The 18,494-nt window shown below is 33.4% G+C and carries 21 protein-coding genes; 14 read left to right on the forward strand and 7 right to left on the reverse strand.

Annotation, left to right across the window (positions count from 1 at the left end; genetic code table 11):
* Positions 1-224 precede the first annotated feature (224 nt).
* Positions 225-1,166 carry a PorP/SprF family type IX secretion system membrane protein gene (locus HNP25_RS07130; RefSeq protein WP_184132519.1) on the reverse strand — a complete coding sequence of 314 codons (942 nt, stop codon included), beginning with the start codon at positions 1,164-1,166 and terminating at the stop codon, positions 225-227.
* A 376-nt stretch (positions 1,167-1,542) separates the two neighbouring features.
* Positions 1,543-1,902 (reverse strand): hypothetical protein, encoded by a 360-nt coding sequence (locus tag HNP25_RS21690; RefSeq protein ID WP_221432426.1) that lies wholly within the window; start codon positions 1,900-1,902, stop codon positions 1,543-1,545.
* A gap of 208 nt (positions 1,903-2,110) precedes the next feature.
* On the opposite strand from HNP25_RS21690, the gene HNP25_RS07135 reads away from it, so the two are divergent.
* From HNP25_RS07135 to HNP25_RS07165, 7 genes are all read left to right on the forward strand, one after another.
* Positions 2,111-2,731 (forward strand): fibronectin type III domain-containing protein, encoded by a 621-nt coding sequence (locus HNP25_RS07135; protein ID WP_184132522.1) that lies wholly within the window; start codon positions 2,111-2,113, stop codon positions 2,729-2,731.
* 174 nt (positions 2,732-2,905) lie between these two features.
* A complete protein-coding gene (locus tag HNP25_RS07140) occupies positions 2,906-3,835 on the forward strand; it encodes a DNA adenine methylase (RefSeq protein ID WP_184132525.1) in 930 nt (309 codons plus the stop codon).
* Positions 3,810-4,709, forward strand: coding sequence for a type II restriction endonuclease (locus tag HNP25_RS07145; protein ID WP_184132528.1), 900 nt, complete (start codon positions 3,810-3,812; stop codon positions 4,707-4,709). The genes HNP25_RS07140 and HNP25_RS07145 overlap by 26 nt, the downstream gene beginning before the upstream one ends.
* A 22-nt stretch (positions 4,710-4,731) precedes the next feature.
* The gene (locus HNP25_RS07150; protein WP_184132531.1) at positions 4,732-5,268 is read left to right on the forward strand and encodes a hypothetical protein; all 537 of its coding nucleotides are present in this window, start codon (positions 4,732-4,734) and stop codon (positions 5,266-5,268) included.
* Positions 5,268-6,557, forward strand: coding sequence for a DNA-methyltransferase (locus HNP25_RS21695; protein ID WP_221432427.1), 1,290 nt, complete (start codon positions 5,268-5,270; stop codon positions 6,555-6,557). The genes HNP25_RS07150 and HNP25_RS21695 overlap by 1 nt, the downstream gene beginning before the upstream one ends.
* 32 nt (positions 6,558-6,589) lie before the next feature.
* Positions 6,590-6,859: a hypothetical protein gene (locus HNP25_RS07160; protein WP_184132534.1), complete on the forward strand. Its 270-nt coding sequence runs from the start codon at positions 6,590-6,592 to the stop codon at positions 6,857-6,859.
* Positions 6,860-6,897: 38 nt separating this feature from the next.
* A complete protein-coding gene (locus HNP25_RS07165; protein ID WP_184132537.1) occupies positions 6,898-7,179 on the forward strand; it encodes a hypothetical protein in 282 nt (93 codons plus the stop codon).
* On the opposite strand, the gene HNP25_RS07170 is transcribed toward HNP25_RS07165, so the two are convergent.
* The 5 genes from HNP25_RS07170 to HNP25_RS07190 form a co-directional block, all read right to left on the reverse strand.
* Complete coding sequence (locus HNP25_RS07170) at positions 7,164-7,877, reverse strand: NRDE family protein (protein WP_184132552.1); 714 nt, start codon at positions 7,875-7,877, stop codon at positions 7,164-7,166. The two genes, HNP25_RS07165 and HNP25_RS07170, sit on opposite strands and share 16 nt — an antisense overlap.
* A 152-nt stretch (positions 7,878-8,029) precedes the next feature.
* Complete coding sequence (locus tag HNP25_RS07175; protein WP_184132555.1) at positions 8,030-8,530, reverse strand: DinB family protein; 501 nt, start codon at positions 8,528-8,530, stop codon at positions 8,030-8,032.
* 81 nt (positions 8,531-8,611) lie between these two features.
* A complete protein-coding gene (locus HNP25_RS07180; protein ID WP_184132558.1) occupies positions 8,612-9,145 on the reverse strand; it encodes a YceI family protein in 534 nt (177 codons plus the stop codon).
* A gap of 5 nt (positions 9,146-9,150) precedes the next feature.
* On the reverse strand, positions 9,151-9,882 hold the full coding sequence (locus HNP25_RS07185; protein WP_184132561.1) for a hypothetical protein: 732 nt from the start codon (positions 9,880-9,882) through the stop codon (positions 9,151-9,153).
* 33 nt (positions 9,883-9,915) lie between these two features.
* Entirely contained in the window at positions 9,916-10,344 is a 429-nt protein-coding gene (locus HNP25_RS07190; protein WP_184132564.1) for a DM13 domain-containing protein, read from the reverse strand.
* A gap of 329 nt (positions 10,345-10,673) precedes the next feature.
* Between HNP25_RS07190 and HNP25_RS07195 the strand changes: the two genes are divergently transcribed.
* The 7 genes from HNP25_RS07195 (at position 10,674) to HNP25_RS07225 (ending at position 18,428) form a co-directional block, all read left to right on the forward strand.
* Positions 10,674-11,837 carry a sigma-54-dependent transcriptional regulator gene (locus HNP25_RS07195; protein WP_184132567.1) on the forward strand — a complete coding sequence of 388 codons (1,164 nt, stop codon included), beginning with the start codon at positions 10,674-10,676 and terminating at the stop codon, positions 11,835-11,837.
* A gap of 434 nt (positions 11,838-12,271) precedes the next feature.
* Complete coding sequence (locus HNP25_RS07200; protein WP_184132570.1) at positions 12,272-12,763, forward strand: hypothetical protein; 492 nt, start codon at positions 12,272-12,274, stop codon at positions 12,761-12,763.
* A gap of 425 nt (positions 12,764-13,188) precedes the next feature.
* Complete coding sequence (gene yidD, locus HNP25_RS07205) at positions 13,189-14,406, forward strand: membrane protein insertion efficiency factor YidD (protein WP_184132573.1); 1,218 nt, start codon at positions 13,189-13,191, stop codon at positions 14,404-14,406.
* Positions 14,407-14,416: 10 nt separating this feature from the next.
* Positions 14,417-14,944 (forward strand): hypothetical protein, encoded by a 528-nt coding sequence (locus HNP25_RS07210; protein WP_184132576.1) that lies wholly within the window; start codon positions 14,417-14,419, stop codon positions 14,942-14,944.
* A 207-nt stretch (positions 14,945-15,151) separates the two neighbouring features.
* Positions 15,152-15,577 (forward strand): hypothetical protein, encoded by a 426-nt coding sequence (locus HNP25_RS07215; RefSeq protein WP_184132579.1) that lies wholly within the window; start codon positions 15,152-15,154, stop codon positions 15,575-15,577.
* Positions 15,578-15,784: 207 nt separating this feature from the next.
* The gene (locus tag HNP25_RS07220) at positions 15,785-17,143 is read left to right on the forward strand and encodes a M24 family metallopeptidase (RefSeq protein WP_184132582.1); all 1,359 of its coding nucleotides are present in this window, start codon (positions 15,785-15,787) and stop codon (positions 17,141-17,143) included.
* A 259-nt stretch (positions 17,144-17,402) separates the two neighbouring features.
* Positions 17,403-18,428 carry an ATP-grasp domain-containing protein gene (locus HNP25_RS07225; protein ID WP_184132587.1) on the forward strand — a complete coding sequence of 342 codons (1,026 nt, stop codon included), beginning with the start codon at positions 17,403-17,405 and terminating at the stop codon, positions 18,426-18,428.
* The last annotated feature ends 66 nt before the right edge of the window (positions 18,429-18,494 follow it).

Consider the following 18,494-nt stretch of genomic DNA (forward strand, 5'->3'; position numbering starts at 1 on the left):
ATGCTTTCAAATTAAAACATAAAAATTATTTGTTTTTTATTGAAAGAATGCCAAATTTATATAGCACAGCTTTTAATGCTTTCAAAAGGGTATCTTTCTTTACAAAGTACAATAATAACTTCAAAAGTTAATTATTTTATACAATTCGTTCAGCTTTTTTAGGATTCCCGTACTTTCCTGAGTTATAAAGCTTCATTATTATAATTTAGTGGATACTTTCTGGCTTAGAAATACCTAAATACGCCCGATTTCCCATTGCCTGAATCAAATTCATAACGTAACATGATTTGATGAAAGCCTTCCTTCGCTCCTACTGCTCCATTTGGATTACCTTTAAAGTCATAAGCATATCCTAATTGAATTTTACTGAATTGAATCTGCAAAGAACCTAAAAAGGCATTCTCCGAAAATTCCGAACCTGTGTTCTGATACCAAAGCCCTAAACCAAATCGCTTATTAAACCATGCTGTTGCGTTAAAGTCAACATCCGTTTGGGTATTATACGCATTGGAAAGTCGTCTGACTAATACGCCTGTTTTTAGTTGTACTTGGTCGTCGAAATGAAAAACATAACCTGCCGTGAGAAAAGTAGGCTGACTAAATTGGGTTTTATCAGCATTCAAATTCATCATAGAAAGTCCCGCATAATAATCATCGTTATGATAATACACACCCAAACCAAGGCTTGCATTAAAATTAGTACTGCCAATTCCTCCACCAGTTGAAGTAATAAAAGCAGGTACTTGGGTTACGCCTGCTTGCACGCCCAAAGCCAATTTACCATCATTGGGTAAAACAAAACGATAGGCAAAGTCGCCATACAAACCCAAATTCCCGATAATTCCTCCTGTATTTGTACCAATCAATTGTTCGGCATTATAGGCTTGAAAACCAATTCCCATTTTATCTTGGGCAATGGGCATATCGAAATTAAAATATTGTTGATTGGTTGAAGCCGCACCAACAGTACTAAAAAGTGGACGACGACGATACAAAGCAGCCACACTCACTACTTCACGACTACCCGCATAAGCTGGATTGACGTTCAGAGGCATCATTGGATAAGTAATATAGAGTTGATCTTGTTGAGCAACAATGTCAAAAGAAGTAATCAATGAAACAACCACTACAAAACTAAGAAATAGACGATGGTTTAACTTTTTCATAGATGATATAAGGAAGAATAATGTATTATGAATGATGCGTTTTGAATGTTAGCGATTAATATAACTCAGTTCTTTAACCGACATAACAACCTCATTTATTTTACAGTGCTTAATATTTTTTTTTCGAAGTTACAAAAAAGCCTTATTGACTAATTGTTTTTATGTTTTTAAAAGGGAAATATTCACCATAAATATTATTGGATATGGATGGAGTGATTAACTATCATCAATGCTCCTAAAAAATTAGTGTTTGAGATTTAGGTACTCAGAAATGTAATTTTTCTTGTTTACGGACTAAAATTTCCTACCTGCTTTAGTTTTTATGCTATACGAAAAAGTTTTTTTCGTATAGTGTTTACAATTTTTCCTATACACTTTAAAATTTTTCCTGTAGGAAATAATAATCGCTTATATGCTTTAAAGTTTTTCCTACAAGAAAAAGTCTATTACTTATACGCTTCAAAGTTTTTTCTACAAGAAAAAATTTATCACTTATATGCTTCACAGTTTTTCCTATAAGAAAAAGTTCATCGCTTATATACTTTACAGTTTTTCCTATAAGAAAAAGTCTATCGCTTATATGCTTTACAGTTTTTCCTATAAGAAAAAGTCTATCGCTTATATGCTTTACAGTTTTTCCTATAAGAAAAAGTCTATCGCTTATATGTTTTACAGTTTTTCCTATAAGAGAAAAAACTTCTTCTATTAGCGGGAAAATATTTCCGAACAAGGGCATTTTAGGGCAAGCATCTCAATTGCAAACCATTATTTTACCGTATAATAAATAAATCAGATAATTTGCTGAATTGTAGGTATTTGACTTGCTTTTGAATTATTTTTTTTATTAAATTCAAACATTAGAACAAGTACTACGCTCACTTACACCTTGTTTTAATATCTCAGTAGTTAGTCGATAGTTTAACACAAAAAAACCATCTATTACCATGTCAGTAATTAGAATCATCATTAGCTTCACAAAATTAAGAGATGACGATTTAGACACTAAAAGTCTTGTCATCATCAACAGCTTGACGGGAAATACCAATTTCCCAAATCCACAACCTTCTTTAGCAGAAATTGTAGCAAGCAGAAATGCTTATATCAATGCACTTTCAGCCAATGAAACAGGCGGAAAACAACAAACTTTAGTTAAAAACGAAGCCCGTAAGGATTTGGAAGCCAAACTAAGGTTATTAGGACTGTATGTGCAGGCAAACTGCAATAATAATGAAGTCATTGCCCAAGGTTCGGGTTTTGATATTCAGAAAAGTAGAGCACCTATAGGCATTTTAGAAAGACCAAGCAATTTTAAAGTAGAGAATGGTCCAGCTTCTGGGACTTTGATTGCTAGTTCTGATAAAATAGATGGTGCAAAATCTTACGTTTATCAAATAACGACAGCACCCGTGAGTAACACTAGCATTTGGCAGACGGAATTTGCCAGCACCAAAACACACATGTTTGTTGGGCTAACTCCGGGAACACAATATGCTGTAAAAATGGCAGGAATTGGTGTCGAACCCATGTTGATATATTCAGATATACTCATGAGGTTTGTTTCATAGCAAAGGTGAGATATTAAAGCAGTAGTACCAGCCCAAGCGAAAGTTTGGGCTGTGGTGTTTTTGGGGAGAGAAAGGGAAAATGACATTCCATTTGATAAAAAATGAATGATGTAGTGGTAATGGTAAGATTGTTTTTTTACTTTTGATAAAATGTGACAATTGAAACAAAGATTAATGAATAATAAAAAAGACCATATTGCAAAACCCTTTTTAAAATGGGCAGGGGGAAAAACTCAATTAATAAGTGAGATTAAAAAGTCGCTTCCTTATAATATTACTAAATCAAAATTCACATATATTGAACCTTTTGTTGGAAGTGGAGCGGTGTTATTTTGGATGCTTGACAACTTCCCAAACTTAAAACATGCAGTCATTAACGATATTAATGAAGATTTAATAAATAGCTATAAAATTATAGCATCAAAACCTCATGAACTTATTTCAACCTTACGAGTTCTTCAAAATGAATTTCATGATTTAGAAAGTAAGCCAGAGGATAAAAAGCTCTATTATTATCAAAGAAGAGAGATGTATAATAATAGAGAAGAAGAGAAAAGTGTTCAAGCGGCTCTATTTATCTTTTTGAATAGAACTTGTTTCAATGGATTATATAGAGTGAATAAAAACAATGGGTATAACGTACCAATGGGTAGTTATAAGAAACCTACAATTTGTGATGAGACAAACATTTTAGCCGTTAGTAATGCTTTACAAAGAGTAGAAATTCTTTGTGGTGACTATGAACAAACGTTAGAGCAAGCCAATACAAAATCTTTATTCTATTTTGATCCTCCATACAAACCCCTTAGTGAAACATCAAGCTTTAACTCATATTCTAAAGATGTTTTTAATGATGATGAACAAATTAGATTAAGAGACTTTTGCTCAAAATTAGATTCATTAGGACACAATTGGATACTCAGTAATTCAGATGTAAAAGGGAAAGATATTAATGATAATTTCTTTGATGATATTTATGCAAATTTTGCTATCACAAGAGTAAAAGCAAGAAGAAGTATTAATGCTAATCCCGAAAAAAGAGGAGAGTTAAACGAACTATTAATTACAAATTATAAATATGAACAAGCTTTGCAACCTGCTTAATCTTAAAAATGAAGATGAACTTTTTGATAAAATAAAACACTCTTTTAAAGAAAAAATCACTAAATGGGATTACTTTGTTAATTGGCTGAAGGTATTTAGCAACATCAAGCCTATTGAAAAAGAGCTAAACCTATTAAACTTCCTTATCGGTAAAGAAGATATTGAAAAAGAGGCATTCGATTTAATCAAACAATATCCAGAAGTAGTAAAAGCTTTTCCAACACTTATTGCTATTCGAGAAAAATCTGTAGATATTCTCATTGATACTAAAAAATTCATCTACAAAAACTATTCTTTTACTCGAAAGAAACTCACAGATGAGGAATGTAAAGAGTTAGCCTATTTCGTTGTTAATTCTGGTATTGGTGAAATTCTAAGAGATAAAAAAGTAAAAAACTTAGTTGATTATGCTACTGGTATAGAAGTTGGATTAGATAGTAACGGTAGAAAAAACAGAGGTGGTACATTAATGGAAAGCTTAGTTGAAGAGTTCGTTGCTGATACTTGTCAAAATCTTGGTTTACAATACTTAGCACAAGCGACCTCAAAAAAAATTAAACAGCATTGGGGATTAGATGTCATTGTGGATAAGTCATCCCGACAATTAGATTTTGCCATTAATAAAAATGGAAAACTATTTTTTATTGAATGTAACTTTTATGGTGGTGGTGGTTCTAAATTAAAATCAACAGCTACTGAATATATTGAGATGAATCGTTACTGGAATAAACAAGGAATTGAATTTATTTGGATAACTGATGGTGCTGGATGGAAATCTACATTAAAACCATTGAGAGAATATTTTGATAAAGCGGATTATTTGTTGAATTTAGAAATGTTAAAAAATAATATTCTAACTGAAATTTTAAAATAAAGCTATGTCTATTTTACCTCACATGATAGTTAAAAAGGAAGAACCTTTAGCAATTATTCAAGTAAACGACACATATATTCTTGGTATTTATCAAGGCTCATTATCACATTTTGATTTATTATTACGATACAGACAAAAAGACCCCAAAAGTAAATCTGGTTGGTCAAGAATAAGAACACCAAAGCATATTCATTGGGCTGTGGATGTAATTATAAAAATGCACTATAATGAGGAAGAGACAAAAACATTTCTTTCTTTTCTCATTAACTTATGGGATACCCAAATAAGACCCTTAGCAACTGATGAAGACAGAAATATTCTTCTGAATGTTGAAGGTCTAATGAAAGAGGCGAATAATGAAGCTTCTAAATATCCTCAATTAGCGAATAAAGGGGAGTACAGTATTAAGTTTCTATACTTAATTGCTAAATTATTGATGGTACAAGAAAAGACCAATTTGTCGAGTGCTTTTATGTTTAAGTCGCTTTTGAAAGCCCTTGAAGCACATGAAGATATTTATAAAATTGTTTCTATTGCTACCCATAATAGGAAAAGCTAATGCTAAACACATATTTCAAATCCTCAGATAAAAACTTTTATCTCCTTCATGGTGATACAATGAAGCTTTTACCCGAATTTGAACATAAGTTTGATATGGTTTTTGCAGATCCTCCATATTTTCTTTCTAATGATGGGCTTTCTATTCAAAGTGGAAAAATTGTGAGTGTTAATAAAGGTACTTGGGATAAATCACAGGGCTTTGACTATCTAAACGACTTCAATCGTCAATGGCTTTCATTAGTTCGAGATAAAATGAAAGATGATGCTACGATTTGGATTAGTGGGACTATGCACAATATATTTTCAGTAGGTCAGATACTCACAGAACTTGGTTTTAAAATTCTAAATGTAATTACTTGGGAAAAGACAAACCCTCCTCCTAATTTTTCTTGTCGATATTTTACATATTCAACAGAACAAATCATTTGGGCAAGAAAAAATGAAAAGATTCCTCATTATTTCAATTATGAGTTAATGAAACAATTGAATAATGACAAACAAATGAAAGACGTTTGGAAACTTCCTGCTATTGCACACTGGGAAAAAACTTGTGGAAAACATCCTACACAAAAACCTCTCTCAGTACTAACTCGATTAATTCTAGCTTCAACAAAACCAAATGCTTGGATACTTGACCCTTTTACAGGAAGTAGCACAACTGGAATTGCAGCAAACTTGGTAAATAGAAGGTTCTTAGGAATTGACCAAGAAGAAACTTTTTTAAATATTAGTCAAAATAGAAAAATAGAAATAGAAAACCCTAAAATTGCAGAATTTTACAAAAATAAAATAGCAGATTTTATAAATACCAGAAGGCTGACGGAGTTTCTCGATAATGAAAAAGCAAACGAAACAATCAAAGTTGTACTTGGGTTTTGTCAAGCAAAAGAAATAAAAAAACTAAATTGTACTAATAAGTTTTATTTCCATGCTATTGAAAATAAAAATACTATAAGAGATTTTCCTATTAACTTGTTCGATGCAAAAAGGTTAATACTCTATTCAGGTGGAAGAAGTAAACCAATTAAATTGAATGGCTTTTACGGTGAAATTAGCTCAATAACATTAAAACATAAATCTGACATTGAGGGTAAAAGTAATTCTAAAACTGAGTTCTATTATGAAGTAACTTTAGCACAAAACTTTATAGAATCTATTGATTTAAAATTCACTTTAAATACTAAAAAATTATTTGAAAAAATAGATGACATAAATCTCAAATTATTTCAACAGTATTTACCTGCAATAACAACTTGGGAAAGAGTGATAGAGGCAAATATTCAATAATATTAAATATTGTAATTTCTCATTCTGTTCATATGCTAAGTTTAACCGAGAAAATATCCTACTTAGAAAACTATTTGAATAGTATTCAAGATAATTATGCTGATAGTTTTAAAACTGACATACTCTTTTTCTTTGATGAATTGAACGAGAGCAATCAACATTTAACATTCCTAAACAAATTAGAAAGCTTTGTTGAAATTGAGGATTGGGTTGATAGATTAACATCAAGAATCGTCTTGAAATTTGATGAAGAAACCGAACAATTAAATGATTTGATTAATTATTTTATACAGATAGGTTAATTTGATTAGAAAATTCATCAACACAATCCTTATTCGCTATGATACAACTACAAGCTCCTGCTTTTACATTCAATATTTTTCCACATCAGGAAAAACTTAGATTAGTTGTTTTTACTAACGACGAAGAATATGTCTGTAGAATTGAAAGTAAGAAAAAGTTGCATCATTTTCTGGAAGAGTATGATACAAGGCTATTTAAAGGAAGACTTCAATTAATCAAAAATCAGGATGATATTGCTATTCAAGTAAAGGGAAAAATAGTAGGGGAATTAAGCATTGATGTTTTCACAGAATTATTGAATGTTCAGAGTACTCTATAACGCAATGCTTGTTCGGAAAGTAAATCATGAAAAGAAAATGATAAATAATGATTTTGTTTCACTACCTGAAAAACGCATTGTGTCACCAATTCATTATTTCGGTTTACTCGCATATCATTATGATTATCTCCAGTTCCTCCGTTCAAATGAAAATTAAGTAAATCTTCAGCACTACATGCTGGAAATTGTTCCTGAAAAGTAGTAAACCATTGCTCTCTTTGATGCCTAATTTCATCACTATACAAAGTAGCCGACGACCAAATATGTGGCAAAAGACTATCTTTCTCGGCACGATATAATACTTCACCATCCCAACGAATCTCAGTTAAATTTACTTCATCATTAACATTTTGAATAATAATCAATGTAAAGTTTTCAATTCCTTCAAAATTGTAGGCTTCTAAAAAAGTATCGAGCGCATCGTATTGAAAGAAATCAAGGATGATTTGTCCCCTGCTTTGTCGATACGGAGGATTAGATTGATGTTTTTCAAAAGCACCATTTAATAAACACAATGTAAAATCATCAGAAGTAGCCAACCAAGTACCTCCCGCTTGTGCGTCTTTCGGAAAGTACACTTGTTTCCCATTTAATATGTATTTCTTGGGTGGAATGGCTTTTGGACGAGCAAGGGTTTCATCTCGATTATTCGTCAAAAAGAAACCGTTTTGCTTGGGTAAATAAGTAAGTACGCACATTATATTAAGAGTGATGAATTGTGAATTATGAATGATGAGCAACCCGACACTACGAATTAAAACATTGAAATACCTTTATTTAATTCGAAAAGTACCCTCCCTTATTTTCCATCGACTACTCATAATGGTGATAAAGGTCTTTAAAATTATGTTCAGGCATTCTGCATGTTGCGGTGCTTGATGGTGGAATGAGCTACACCAAAATCTGGAGCAATCTGGATTTCAGGATATACTTCATTCAAACCAATTTTGATAATTGCCAAATGGTGAATGGTATGTTCTATCAAATAAGTAAGTTCACGGAAAAAACTACTAGGGATGGATATTGCGTCCTCTAAACCAAAAGCTGTTTGTAATATTAATTGTTTATCGTTTTGATAAAAGTTCAAGCGACTTTTTACAGCTGTTATCACTTCCAATGCAAAAGTTTTATCTACTTCAATCCTCAGATTTCGTTCACGAGCATCATAATTTACTTCGCCTGTTTCATAACCTTTCAATAAACATTGATAAAACTCTGTGATGTGCCTAACATGTTGCCCTACCGAATGATAGTGTAAAGGTGCTAGGCTTTCTTTATACACTACATCTTCTAAATCTTCCAGCAAATACCTTAGCTGTTCGATAATTTCAATGTTAATTTTCTGAAGCATATTTTATATATTTTCTGAATTGATTTCTTGAACGTTAAGCTTGAGCGTTTGAGGGGTTTTATTTTATTTCACAACTCAAAATTACTGAGCAACAGCATTTACTAAAATGGTAAAGGTTACATCGCTACTTAATCCTAATGTTCCTCCTCCTACTGCCCAATCTCTTCTGTTGATGGTAGTACTTCCTGAAAAAGTAGCGTTGTTTCCTTCTTGTTTAAAAGTAAAAGGGACTTTAATATTTTTAGTAGTTTCTTTCATCGTCAAATCAAAATAGCCAATGTAAGACTCTCCTACTTTTTCTATTTTGGTTGATTTCATTTTGATAGTAGGATATTTGGCTACATTGAAAAAATCTTCTTTTTCTTTCAAATGCCTATTTCTCAAATTGTTGTCGGTATCTAAAGTATTAACTTCAACGGATGCGACGAAACTTGCATTACTTAAATCTTTGGTATCGAATTTAATTGCACCCATAAAGCCCTTGAATTTCCCATCGACGGTAGAACCTAGCATTTTTATCTTAAAAGAAACACCAGCAGTTACTGGTCGCCATTGTTGTGCAAAACTGTTCGTGATGATATTTACGAAGAGTAAACAAATCAAGATTTTTTTCATACTATTTAAAATTTAAAAGAAACTGCCACCATTGGCAAAAGGCTTTTATAACGCCATCGGTCGTTTTGTTCGTTTGCTACTGCCACTTTTTTGTCGGAAGTATATTCAGCAAAAAAGAAACTCAAACCTCCACGAATCCCGATTTTATCATTCAGCCAATAACGAAGAAATACTTCTGAATTTAAGCTTCCTAAATCAGAATCACTCACTAATAATAAATTAAAGTTTGTTGGCTTTGCTTCCGAAACGGTGCTCCCATCAGCAAATGTGCGTTTGGATGCATTAGCAATTAAATCTCCTGATTGTTTACTTCCGAAAGTAAAACCGATTGCATCAATATTAATCCCTGCTTCTAATTTTTGAGAAAGTGAATATTGTAAATTAATAGACAGGTTTAAGGCATTTACTTGTACTTTTTTAAAAGAAAAAGTGTCAATATTAGCTATAATATCATCAGAAACGAGTGCAGCAAAACTAGCTTTCCCAGATGTTAAACTGGCTGGTGCGGTTCTTGTTTGAATATCATTAACCCAAAAAGAAGTAAGCCGAACGCCATATCCAATTTTGAAACGGTAAGATTTACCAACACCAAACATTTGGGTAAAAGACAGTGCTGGGGAAAATCCTTTGCCCGCAGCCAAAGCTAAATCAGTTGTTTTATAAGAGGTTTCATAGCCTTGCGAAAAACCATTGATGGTAGCAAGACTCAACAATAAACATACAAATATTTTTTTCATTTTGCTTCAATTTAAGTGTTTCATTAAAAGATTTTACTGAGAAAGTTTTGCACTGCCAAAAAGTACGCTAAATCGTTTGCACCAAACCAATACATATTGTTGTTTGTCGAGCCTAGCTTCTTGAGGAATTTCCAAGACGAATGTGCCTGTTTTATCTAATTTTATCACCTTCGTGAAATTGGTAGAGCGAGTATCTTCTGCCAGATAAATGTATAAATCTGGGCCTTCATCGGTTTTAAAATTCTCAAAAGAAAGATATTTCTTATCAGGCATTTTACTGTCGCTGATTACTTTTACCGTTCCTGATACTGCATGTACACCGTTCATAAATACGCCTGTGGCTTCTTGTTTACCTTCTTGGACTACAGGACTTGGAACATTATTTACGGGAACAAGTTCTATATCTTTCACACAAGAACTCAATAGCATAATACCTAGACAAGAAATAAGTATTTTTTTCATTGCTTTTGTTTTTTGATTACGCTACAAATTTGAAAATCTTTATACAATCACATTGTCGGCTAGGTGACTGAAAACAGAAAACAATATTTTTTTTTAGGAAAGAAATCCTTAATCGAATGGAATTGATTGTAACTGACGCAGAAAATTAAAAGAAAAGGATACACCAAATTTAATTCTTTGTGCAAATTCATCAATTTTATTAATAAATTTGATGTAAATAGCGAAGTAAAGAGGGCTTTTCTAACTATTTGTAAGGATTTCCTTATTAAATTCACAACAAAATATCCCTTACAAATTAAGACTGCTTAAAATATCCCCCAATACAATTCATGGCGAAATTATTAATTATTGATGATGAAAAAGCAATTCGAGGTGCGCTAAGAGACATTCTGGAATATGAAGGCTATAACATCGACGAAGCAAGTGATGGTGAACAAGGATTAGAAATGTTCAAACAGAACGACTACGATGTCGTTCTTTGTGATATTCGTATGCCTAAAGTAGATGGACTAGAATTATTGCAAAGAGCAACAGAAATGGGTCGTTCTACACAGTTTATCATGATTTCAGCTTTTGGAAACGTAGAAACAGCTGTTGAAGCAACCAAGCGTGGTGCTTTTGATTTTATCTCGAAACCACCTGATTTGAATCGCCTTTTGGTAACCGTAAAAAATGCCATTGAGCGTGGGAAGATGATTGTGGAGACAAAAGTGTTGAAGAAAAAAGTTTACCGTTTGAATGAAATTGTGGGGGAATCAATCGCTATTCAAAAAGTAAAAGATATTACAGATAAAGTTGGCCCTACAGAAGCAAGAGTATTGATTACTGGACCCAACGGAGCAGGTAAAGAAATGGTGGCTAAACGTTTACACGAAAAAAGTACACGTGCAACCATGCCATTAATTGAAGTAAACTGTGCAGCAATTCCTTCTGAACTGATAGAATCGGAATTGTTTGGACATGAAAAAGGTTCGTTTACTTCTGCCGTTAAGCAAAGAATTGGGAAGTTTGAACAAGCAGATGGTGGAACACTTTTCTTGGATGAAATCGGTGATATGTCGCTTTCGGCACAGTCTAAAGTATTGAGAGCTTTACAAGAAAATAAAATTACCAGAGTAGGTGGTGACAAAGAAATCAAAGTAAATGTGCGAGTTTTTGCAGCGACCAATAAAAACTTACACGTTGAAATTGCAGAAGGACGCTTCCGTGAAGATTTGTACCATCGTTTAAGTGTAATTCCGATTTATGTGCCACCACTTAAACAACGTCCAGACGATATTCCATTATTGGTGGATAAATTCCTTGACGACGTAGCAAATGAATACGGACAACCAAGTAAGCAAATTGACAAAGCAGCCATGGAATACTTACAAACTTTACCTTGGACGGGGAATGTTCGTGAACTTAGAAACGTAGTAGAAAGATTGGTAATTATGTGTAATGATTTGATTACGTTAGAAGACGTAAGAATATATGCTACTCCAGTGATTTAGAGAGCTTTTAGTTATCAAATTTCGGACATAAACATGAGTCATCCCGAATTTTTTCTTTGAATAATGAGGTTTAGGACAATTTGAACAGTTTTTATATTTATTATTGTATAGTCCTTACTTTTCTTGTCTTGAAACAAGAAAAGTAACAAAAGAAATTCAAGAATTCCTAAACTCGCTTCGCTCAAACAGTAGGAATTCATTACCCATCAATCATAAAAAAGTGGTCAAAAAATTAGTTTTGACCGCTTTTTTATGATTTTAAAATTCGGGATGACTCATGTTTTATGTATCTTAACAAATCTTAATAAAATCTTTATTAACACTTCTTTGTAATATTTCTGATTTACTTATCTTTGCTGGTACTTCTAAAAGCCAGTGGGAGACAAATTATTATACTATTACCTATAACATACAATCATAAAATTTCACTAACTATGAAAAACATTACTTTAATTCTATTACTTTGTTTATTTACTAGCAATTCATTTTCACAGGATTTTTTAGCACCAAAAGATACTGTGGCATATCAAAAAGGAGGTATTCTTTACAAAGGCGTTCATTATTCTAAAATAGAAGATATGCAACGAATTTTGCTTACTACTCCCAACCAAGAGATTTCTCAGCTTTTCTCTTCGTATCAATCAAGCCTAAGTACTGCCAAAGTATTTTCTTTTATTGGCGGCTTTGCTGTGGGTTGGCCAATTGGTGGGGCAATCGCAGGAAGAAAATTTGATACGGGTCTTTTTGCAGGTGGAATTGGAGTTTCGCTTATTGGCTTGCTGATTAATGGCGGTGCCAATGCTAAACTAAAACAAGCAGTGTCAACATTCAATAAAAATACCGACAATGGTAAAATATCATTTCGCCCAGTTTTTTATCAAAACGAATATCAACAACTCAGTGCTGGACTAACTATCGGTTTTTAAATAATAGCATAATGTTTTCTTCTACTGGCTTTTAAACAATTCCGATTCTTTCTATTTCTGTTATGAGAAATGTATCTGCTAGACCGTTCATTCTCATCATTAGTTTTACGTAAACAATTAAAATAACATACACATGAAACAATTAACTTTATTACTCTTAGTAGTTCTAATTTAAAAACTTCATAATTCTAATTTAAAAATATGGATAAGACCACGACTAAACTTAAAACTAATATCTCCATTTCTAGTGAAAGCCCTTTATTCCTTTCTTGTAATAAACCTTTACATAACACTATTTAATTAAATATTAACACACAAACTAATAGTTGAAAGACTCATGAAAATCCTATTCATCTACCTTGCGTACTGAAAACCCTTCATTTGTCAATTTACTATTGGCTGTAAGCATCCCAAATACAGACTCTATGAATAACTATTTACTTTTTCTACTGATTATATTTAACTGTTTTATTTGCTCAATATCTGATGGTCAATCCTTTACTGAACAGGTTGACGGAAAATCAGTTGCTACAAAACACACTTATTTTAGTGCTTCAATCAATAAAAAAGAATCTTCAACGACTGATTATATCGGTTTTTACCAAAAGTATATAAGTGGTATTCGTGGACAAGAATGCCCAATGTATCCAAGCTGTTCAAACTATGGTTTAAAAACATTTAGCGAAACAAACTTTGTGAGTGCCTTCGTTATGACTTCCGACCGCCTATTGAGATGTGGACATGACCATAACAATTATGCACTAACATTAAGAAGTAACGGTTTTAGATTACTTGACTATCCAGCATACGATACTCCACCATCAGAACTTTATTACCAGCGTAATTCATATCATTTTGCTTATTCGGATACGACTCGTGATGAATCTAGTTTTGTATTTATCAAAAAGTTAATCAACAACCAGTATTATCAAGAAGCATTGTTGGAAATCATGAGGCTTGAATTTCAAACAAATTCCTTCAACATAGACCTTTTTATCAATAAAATAATCTGCTTGAAAGCCTTAGGTGAATACGAAAAAGCGCTATTTGAGTATGAAACCAAATGCCCCACAGCTTACAAATTAGATACTGAATTAATTTATCAGATAGCACTTATTCAATTCAAACTACAGAATTATCAGGAAGCCCTACAAAAAAATGCTTTGGCTTTAGCATCAAGTAGAGACCAATTTAGCAAAGCTAAAATCATTTTATTGAATGGATTATTATACGCTAATCAATACGAATGGCAAAAAGCCAAACTTTCGTATGAATCATTAGCAATGTTTGATTCACACAAACAAGTATCGGCAGCTAACCTATTACTTTCAGAAGGAGCGATGCAATTAAAAGACAAAAGCCCTTTTTGGGCAGGAATGTTCTCTATAATTCCTGGTGCTGGGTATGCTTATACTGGTCATAAACAAACTGCTCTCTCAGCTTTCCTTGTAAATGGTTTATTAACCTATGCTACCTATTCTAGTATTCATAAAAAAAACTATGGAATGGCTCTTTTAACAGGTGTTTTCAATATAAGCTTTTACGTTGGCAACATTTATGGTGCTAGTAAAAGTGCCAAGCGTTTCAATGAACAACAGCGAAAATCAATCATAAATAAATTAGCTTTTAATTCTAACTTTTAAACAAAAAACAATGATTAAGAAAATCCAACAATCAATTTATGTAAAGCATACTGCTTTACTTTTAGTAGTATGTATCTTCTGCATGTCGTTCAGAATGCGTGGTACAGGAGAAATAATGTTGAACGCCGGAACAAACATTCCACTAGAAACAGTATCAACCATTCAGTCAGATTTAGTATCAGTTGGGCAAACGATTGATTTTAGAGTAAGATATGATGTTAAAGTAGATGGTAAAGTAGTAATTGCCGCAGGTTCTACAGCTAAAGGACAAGTATTAAGAGCGCAAAAAGCAAAAGGACTAGGCAAAGAAGGTTTTGTTGAAATTCAGATTAAATCTGTTACTGCTGCTGATGGTCAGGAAGTATTCTTGACTGGAGGAAACGTATATCAAGAAGGTGATGACAAACAAACATTATCTATTGTACTAGGAGTACTTGTTTGTATTCTTTTCTTAACGATGAAAGGAAAAAATGCACAAGTTCCTGCAGGTTTTCAAGTAACACCTTCAGTGGCAACAAATATGAGTATCAAAGTATAGTAGATTATCCTATAATTGATTTTCGCTCTTGCAGTACTAATATATTGAAGCATTATTATCAAAATTCACTGTTTTTAAGTCTTTGGATCAAAACAGTGAATTCTTTTTCTTTGTCTGGTAGAGCATACCAGACAAGGAAAATCCCCATTGGTTATGCTTCTAGGGCATTCTCATTAGTTTTACGTAAACAATTAAAATAACATACACATGAAACAATTAACTTTATTACTCTTAGTAGTTCTATTTACAATATCTGGCTGTAAAAAAGATGATGAACCTACGCCAGATTACACAAGTACTTTCGTTGGCACTTGGAAAGCTACCACAGTCGTTGAAGACGGACAAACCGTTAGTTTAATTGGCGACCCTGAATTTGCTTATTATTTAAAATTCAAAGCAACTGGTGTTAATAAAGTTAGCGCTATTTTAAAAACAGTAATCCTTACTGATACACTTGATTCAGAAAGTGGTGAGCTTAATATAACAAAATCGGGAGATACTTATAATCTTATTGAAGTAGGTACAACAAGTAGCCCACAAAATGGATACTTGAGATATACCAGTAGCAATGGAGAATTGAAATTTGGAAGTGTTGAGAATGGTAAAACGTCTGAATTTACTTTTAAGAAATAAAAAATGCCATTGTTGGTGCCGAAACACCCGCAATGGCAAAAAAGATAAAGTGTATCTGGCATTATTTCGATAAGTATGCTTCATCTTTTGCATGATACGAGTTAGAAACTCGTGCTACTGCTTTTAAAAAAATCAGCCCATGATAAGTCTTCTCTGATGAAATTCCCTTATTTTTATAAGAATCTAATTTCATTAACATCCTTCATCATGAATAAATTTACTTTTACCTTTATTGCCTTACTTTTTACGATTCATTCTCTTTTTGCACAGGATATTCCTAAAATTTTAGCATTAAAAGACAGAGCTGTTCTGCAAGACCAATTGCTTGAAGAACGCTTTAAATCACTTTTGCCTTCTTTGATGCGAAAGCAAGGCATCGATATGTGGCTAATTATTGCCCGTGAATACAACGAAGATCCTATCATCAAAACGATGCTTCCTTCTACTTGGCTGAATGCTCGCCGAAGAACAATTCTGTTGATTTATGATAAAGGAGAAAAAGAAGGCTTAGAATGTTTGGCGGTAGCTCGCTATAATGTAGGCACGATTTTCAAATCGGCATGGAAACCCGAAGAAGAACCAAACCAATGGAAACGTCTTTCTGCCTTAATTGAAGAGAGAAATCCTAAAAAAATTGCGATTGATGTTTCTGAACAGTATGCACATTCTGATGGGCTTTCGCATTCAGAACACGAAACTTTGATAGAAAACTTATCTCAGAAAAGTAAAGAGAAAATTGTTTCTAGCGAAAAACTAGCCGTTGGCTGGTTGGAAAGTAGAACGCCAAGAGAAATTGCACTTTATGAAACCCTTGACCGTATTACGCACCAAATTATTGCAGAGGCTTTTTCTGATAAAGTAGTTGTTCCGGGTGTAACCACTACCGAAGATGTAGTTTGGTATTTGCGTGAAAGGGTGGCTGAATTAAAATTAGATACTTGGTTTCATCCAACAGTTGATGTGCAACGTCCTGACCCAGACAAAACCAATTGGCCTTACGACCGTCGTCCCGCTGAAGATGTGATTCTCCCTGGCGATTTACTTCATTGCGATTTCGGCATTACTTATCTTCGTTTGAATACTGATGTACAAGAATTAGCTTACGTACTTCGTCCCGAGGAAAAAGAATTACCTGAATATTTACGAAAAGCCTTAGCGGCAGGCAACAAAGTACAAGATATTATGACGGGTTTCTTTAAAGTGGGCATGACGGGCAATCAAATTTTAGCACTTTCTCTTCGCAAAGCAGAGCAAGATGGTTTGGTGGCTCAAATTTATTCGCATCCAGTAGGTTATCATGGTCATGCTGCTGGGCCAGCAATTGGTATGTGGGATATGCAAGGGGGCGTGCCGGGCAATGGCGAATACCCTTTGAACGAAAATACTGCTTATGCCATTGAACTGAATGCTAAAGTAAAAATCCCAGAATGGGGAAATAAGGAAATAAGAATCATGCTTGAAGAACAAGGTCTTTTTATCAACGGAAAAGTACATTATATAGACGGGCGACAAAAGCAAATTTTAACCATTCCTAGAAGAAGTACGATTCAACATTTGGGACAGTGATTTATTGAGTGAATTGTGATTGAGTGATTTTCTTTAATTGTGAATGAGCGAATTGTGAATGAGGAATTAGAAATCTGCTTTAAAATTAGTACTTCGTAGCGGCAACTCTTGCTTTGCCGTTTCATGTAAAAATCAGCGAATTGTTGATAGTAATTATTAATTACCTTATAACCCAAAAGTAAAAAAGCCTAGAGCTAAAAAATAAAAACTGTCCGATTCCCGACATCCACCATTTCCCGATTCTCCGTAAGTTTGCAACATGAACAAATTACAATTACCGCTCTGGCTTATCAAACTTACGCATTTTGAATATTGGACGTGGTGGATGTTTTACATTCCGCTTCTCCCCTATTGGTTGTATCAAGCCGCTCGTACTCGCTCGCTTACTTTTTTCACCAATGCTGACCCTTGTATAGACTATGGTGGTTTCTTCGGTGAAAGTAAAATAGATATTCTAAAACAGATTCCTTCGAGTTTTTTACCGACTTATTTCTTTGTAAAAAAAGAAACTTCTTTAGCCATAATCCTTGAAAGGCTGGCAGAAAAACAGCTTGAATTCCCCATTATTTGTAAACCCAATGTAGGTGAAAGAGGCTCACAAGTAGAAAAGATTATTGACAAAATTACTCTTGAAAAATATTTACAAAACCTTCAAGAAGATTTTATTATTCAAGAATTTATCACTTTTGAGATTGAATTGGGCGTACTCTATTATCGTTATCCAAATCAACTGAAAGGACAAGTAAGTTCAGTGACGAGAAAAGAGTTTTTGTCGGTAACGGGCGATGGGAAGTCCAGCATTGAAACATTAATGCAAGCCGATACTCGTGCAAGATTTCAACTTGAAACGATGCGTTTACGTTTGCGAGAAAAGATTCACGAAGTAATTCCAGCAGGAGAAAAAAGATTATTAGAACCGATAGGAAATCATTGCAGAGGTACAAAATTCTTAGATAACAATTTCTTGATTAATGAAAAATTGAATCAAGTATTTGATAAAATTGCGCTACCGATTGAGGGTTTTCATTATGGAAGATTCGATATGAAAATAAAGTCAATCGAAGATTTATATGAAGGAAAAAATATCAAAATCATGGAATTGAACGGCGTTAGTTCTGAACCGGGACATATCTATGACCCGAAAAACACCGTTTGGAATGCCTACAGAGATTTAGCTCGTCATTGGAAAATCATTGCAGACATTTCAATTCAGCAACAACAAAAAGGCATCATGCCGATTGAACCCAAAATCATTTGGCAAGTAGCCCGTGAGCATTTTGCTTAGGGATATTTCATCTCTTACATGAGATAGAACAACATTCCGAAGACTTCAAATATCTCGTCGATGACA

The organism is Arcicella rosea (assembly GCF_014204325.1).
Lineage (GTDB): Bacteria > Bacteroidota > Bacteroidia > Cytophagales > Spirosomataceae > Arcicella > Arcicella rosea_A.

Coding starts and splice junctions, on each gene's coding strand:
- HNP25_RS07140 (WP_184132525.1), top strand. CDS start 2,906: ATGAATAATAAAAAAGACCATATTGCAAAACCCTTTTTAAAATGGGCA.
- HNP25_RS07175 (WP_184132555.1), bottom strand. CDS start 8,530: ATGCTTCAGAAAATTAACATTGAAATTATCGAACAGCTAAGGTATTTG.
- HNP25_RS07145 (WP_184132528.1), top strand. CDS start 3,810: ATGAACAAGCTTTGCAACCTGCTTAATCTTAAAAATGAAGATGAACTT.
- HNP25_RS07225 (WP_184132587.1), top strand. CDS start 17,403: ATGAACAAATTACAATTACCGCTCTGGCTTATCAAACTTACGCATTTT.
- HNP25_RS07210 (WP_184132576.1), top strand. CDS start 14,417: ATGATTAAGAAAATCCAACAATCAATTTATGTAAAGCATACTGCTTTA.
- HNP25_RS07190 (WP_184132564.1), bottom strand. CDS start 10,344: ATGAAAAAAATACTTATTTCTTGTCTAGGTATTATGCTATTGAGTTCT.
- HNP25_RS07130 (WP_184132519.1), bottom strand. CDS start 1,166: ATGAAAAAGTTAAACCATCGTCTATTTCTTAGTTTTGTAGTGGTTGTT.
- HNP25_RS21695 (WP_221432427.1), top strand. CDS start 5,268: ATGCTAAACACATATTTCAAATCCTCAGATAAAAACTTTTATCTCCTT.
- yidD (WP_184132573.1), top strand. CDS start 13,189: ATGAATAACTATTTACTTTTTCTACTGATTATATTTAACTGTTTTATT.
- HNP25_RS07160 (WP_184132534.1), top strand. CDS start 6,590: ATGCTAAGTTTAACCGAGAAAATATCCTACTTAGAAAACTATTTGAAT.
- HNP25_RS21690 (WP_221432426.1), bottom strand. CDS start 1,902: ATGCCCTTGTTCGGAAATATTTTCCCGCTAATAGAAGAAGTTTTTTCT.
- HNP25_RS07195 (WP_184132567.1), top strand. CDS start 10,674: ATGGCGAAATTATTAATTATTGATGATGAAAAAGCAATTCGAGGTGCG.
- HNP25_RS07170 (WP_184132552.1), bottom strand. CDS start 7,877: ATGTGCGTACTTACTTATTTACCCAAGCAAAACGGTTTCTTTTTGACG.
- HNP25_RS07180 (WP_184132558.1), bottom strand. CDS start 9,145: ATGAAAAAAATCTTGATTTGTTTACTCTTCGTAAATATCATCACGAAC.
- HNP25_RS07220 (WP_184132582.1), top strand. CDS start 15,785: ATGAATAAATTTACTTTTACCTTTATTGCCTTACTTTTTACGATTCAT.
- HNP25_RS07135 (WP_184132522.1), top strand. CDS start 2,111: ATGTCAGTAATTAGAATCATCATTAGCTTCACAAAATTAAGAGATGAC.
- HNP25_RS07150 (WP_184132531.1), top strand. CDS start 4,732: ATGATAGTTAAAAAGGAAGAACCTTTAGCAATTATTCAAGTAAACGAC.
- HNP25_RS07215 (WP_184132579.1), top strand. CDS start 15,152: ATGAAACAATTAACTTTATTACTCTTAGTAGTTCTATTTACAATATCT.
- HNP25_RS07165 (WP_184132537.1), top strand. CDS start 6,898: ATGATACAACTACAAGCTCCTGCTTTTACATTCAATATTTTTCCACAT.
- HNP25_RS07185 (WP_184132561.1), bottom strand. CDS start 9,882: ATGAAAAAAATATTTGTATGTTTATTGTTGAGTCTTGCTACCATCAAT.
- HNP25_RS07200 (WP_184132570.1), top strand. CDS start 12,272: ATGAAAAACATTACTTTAATTCTATTACTTTGTTTATTTACTAGCAAT.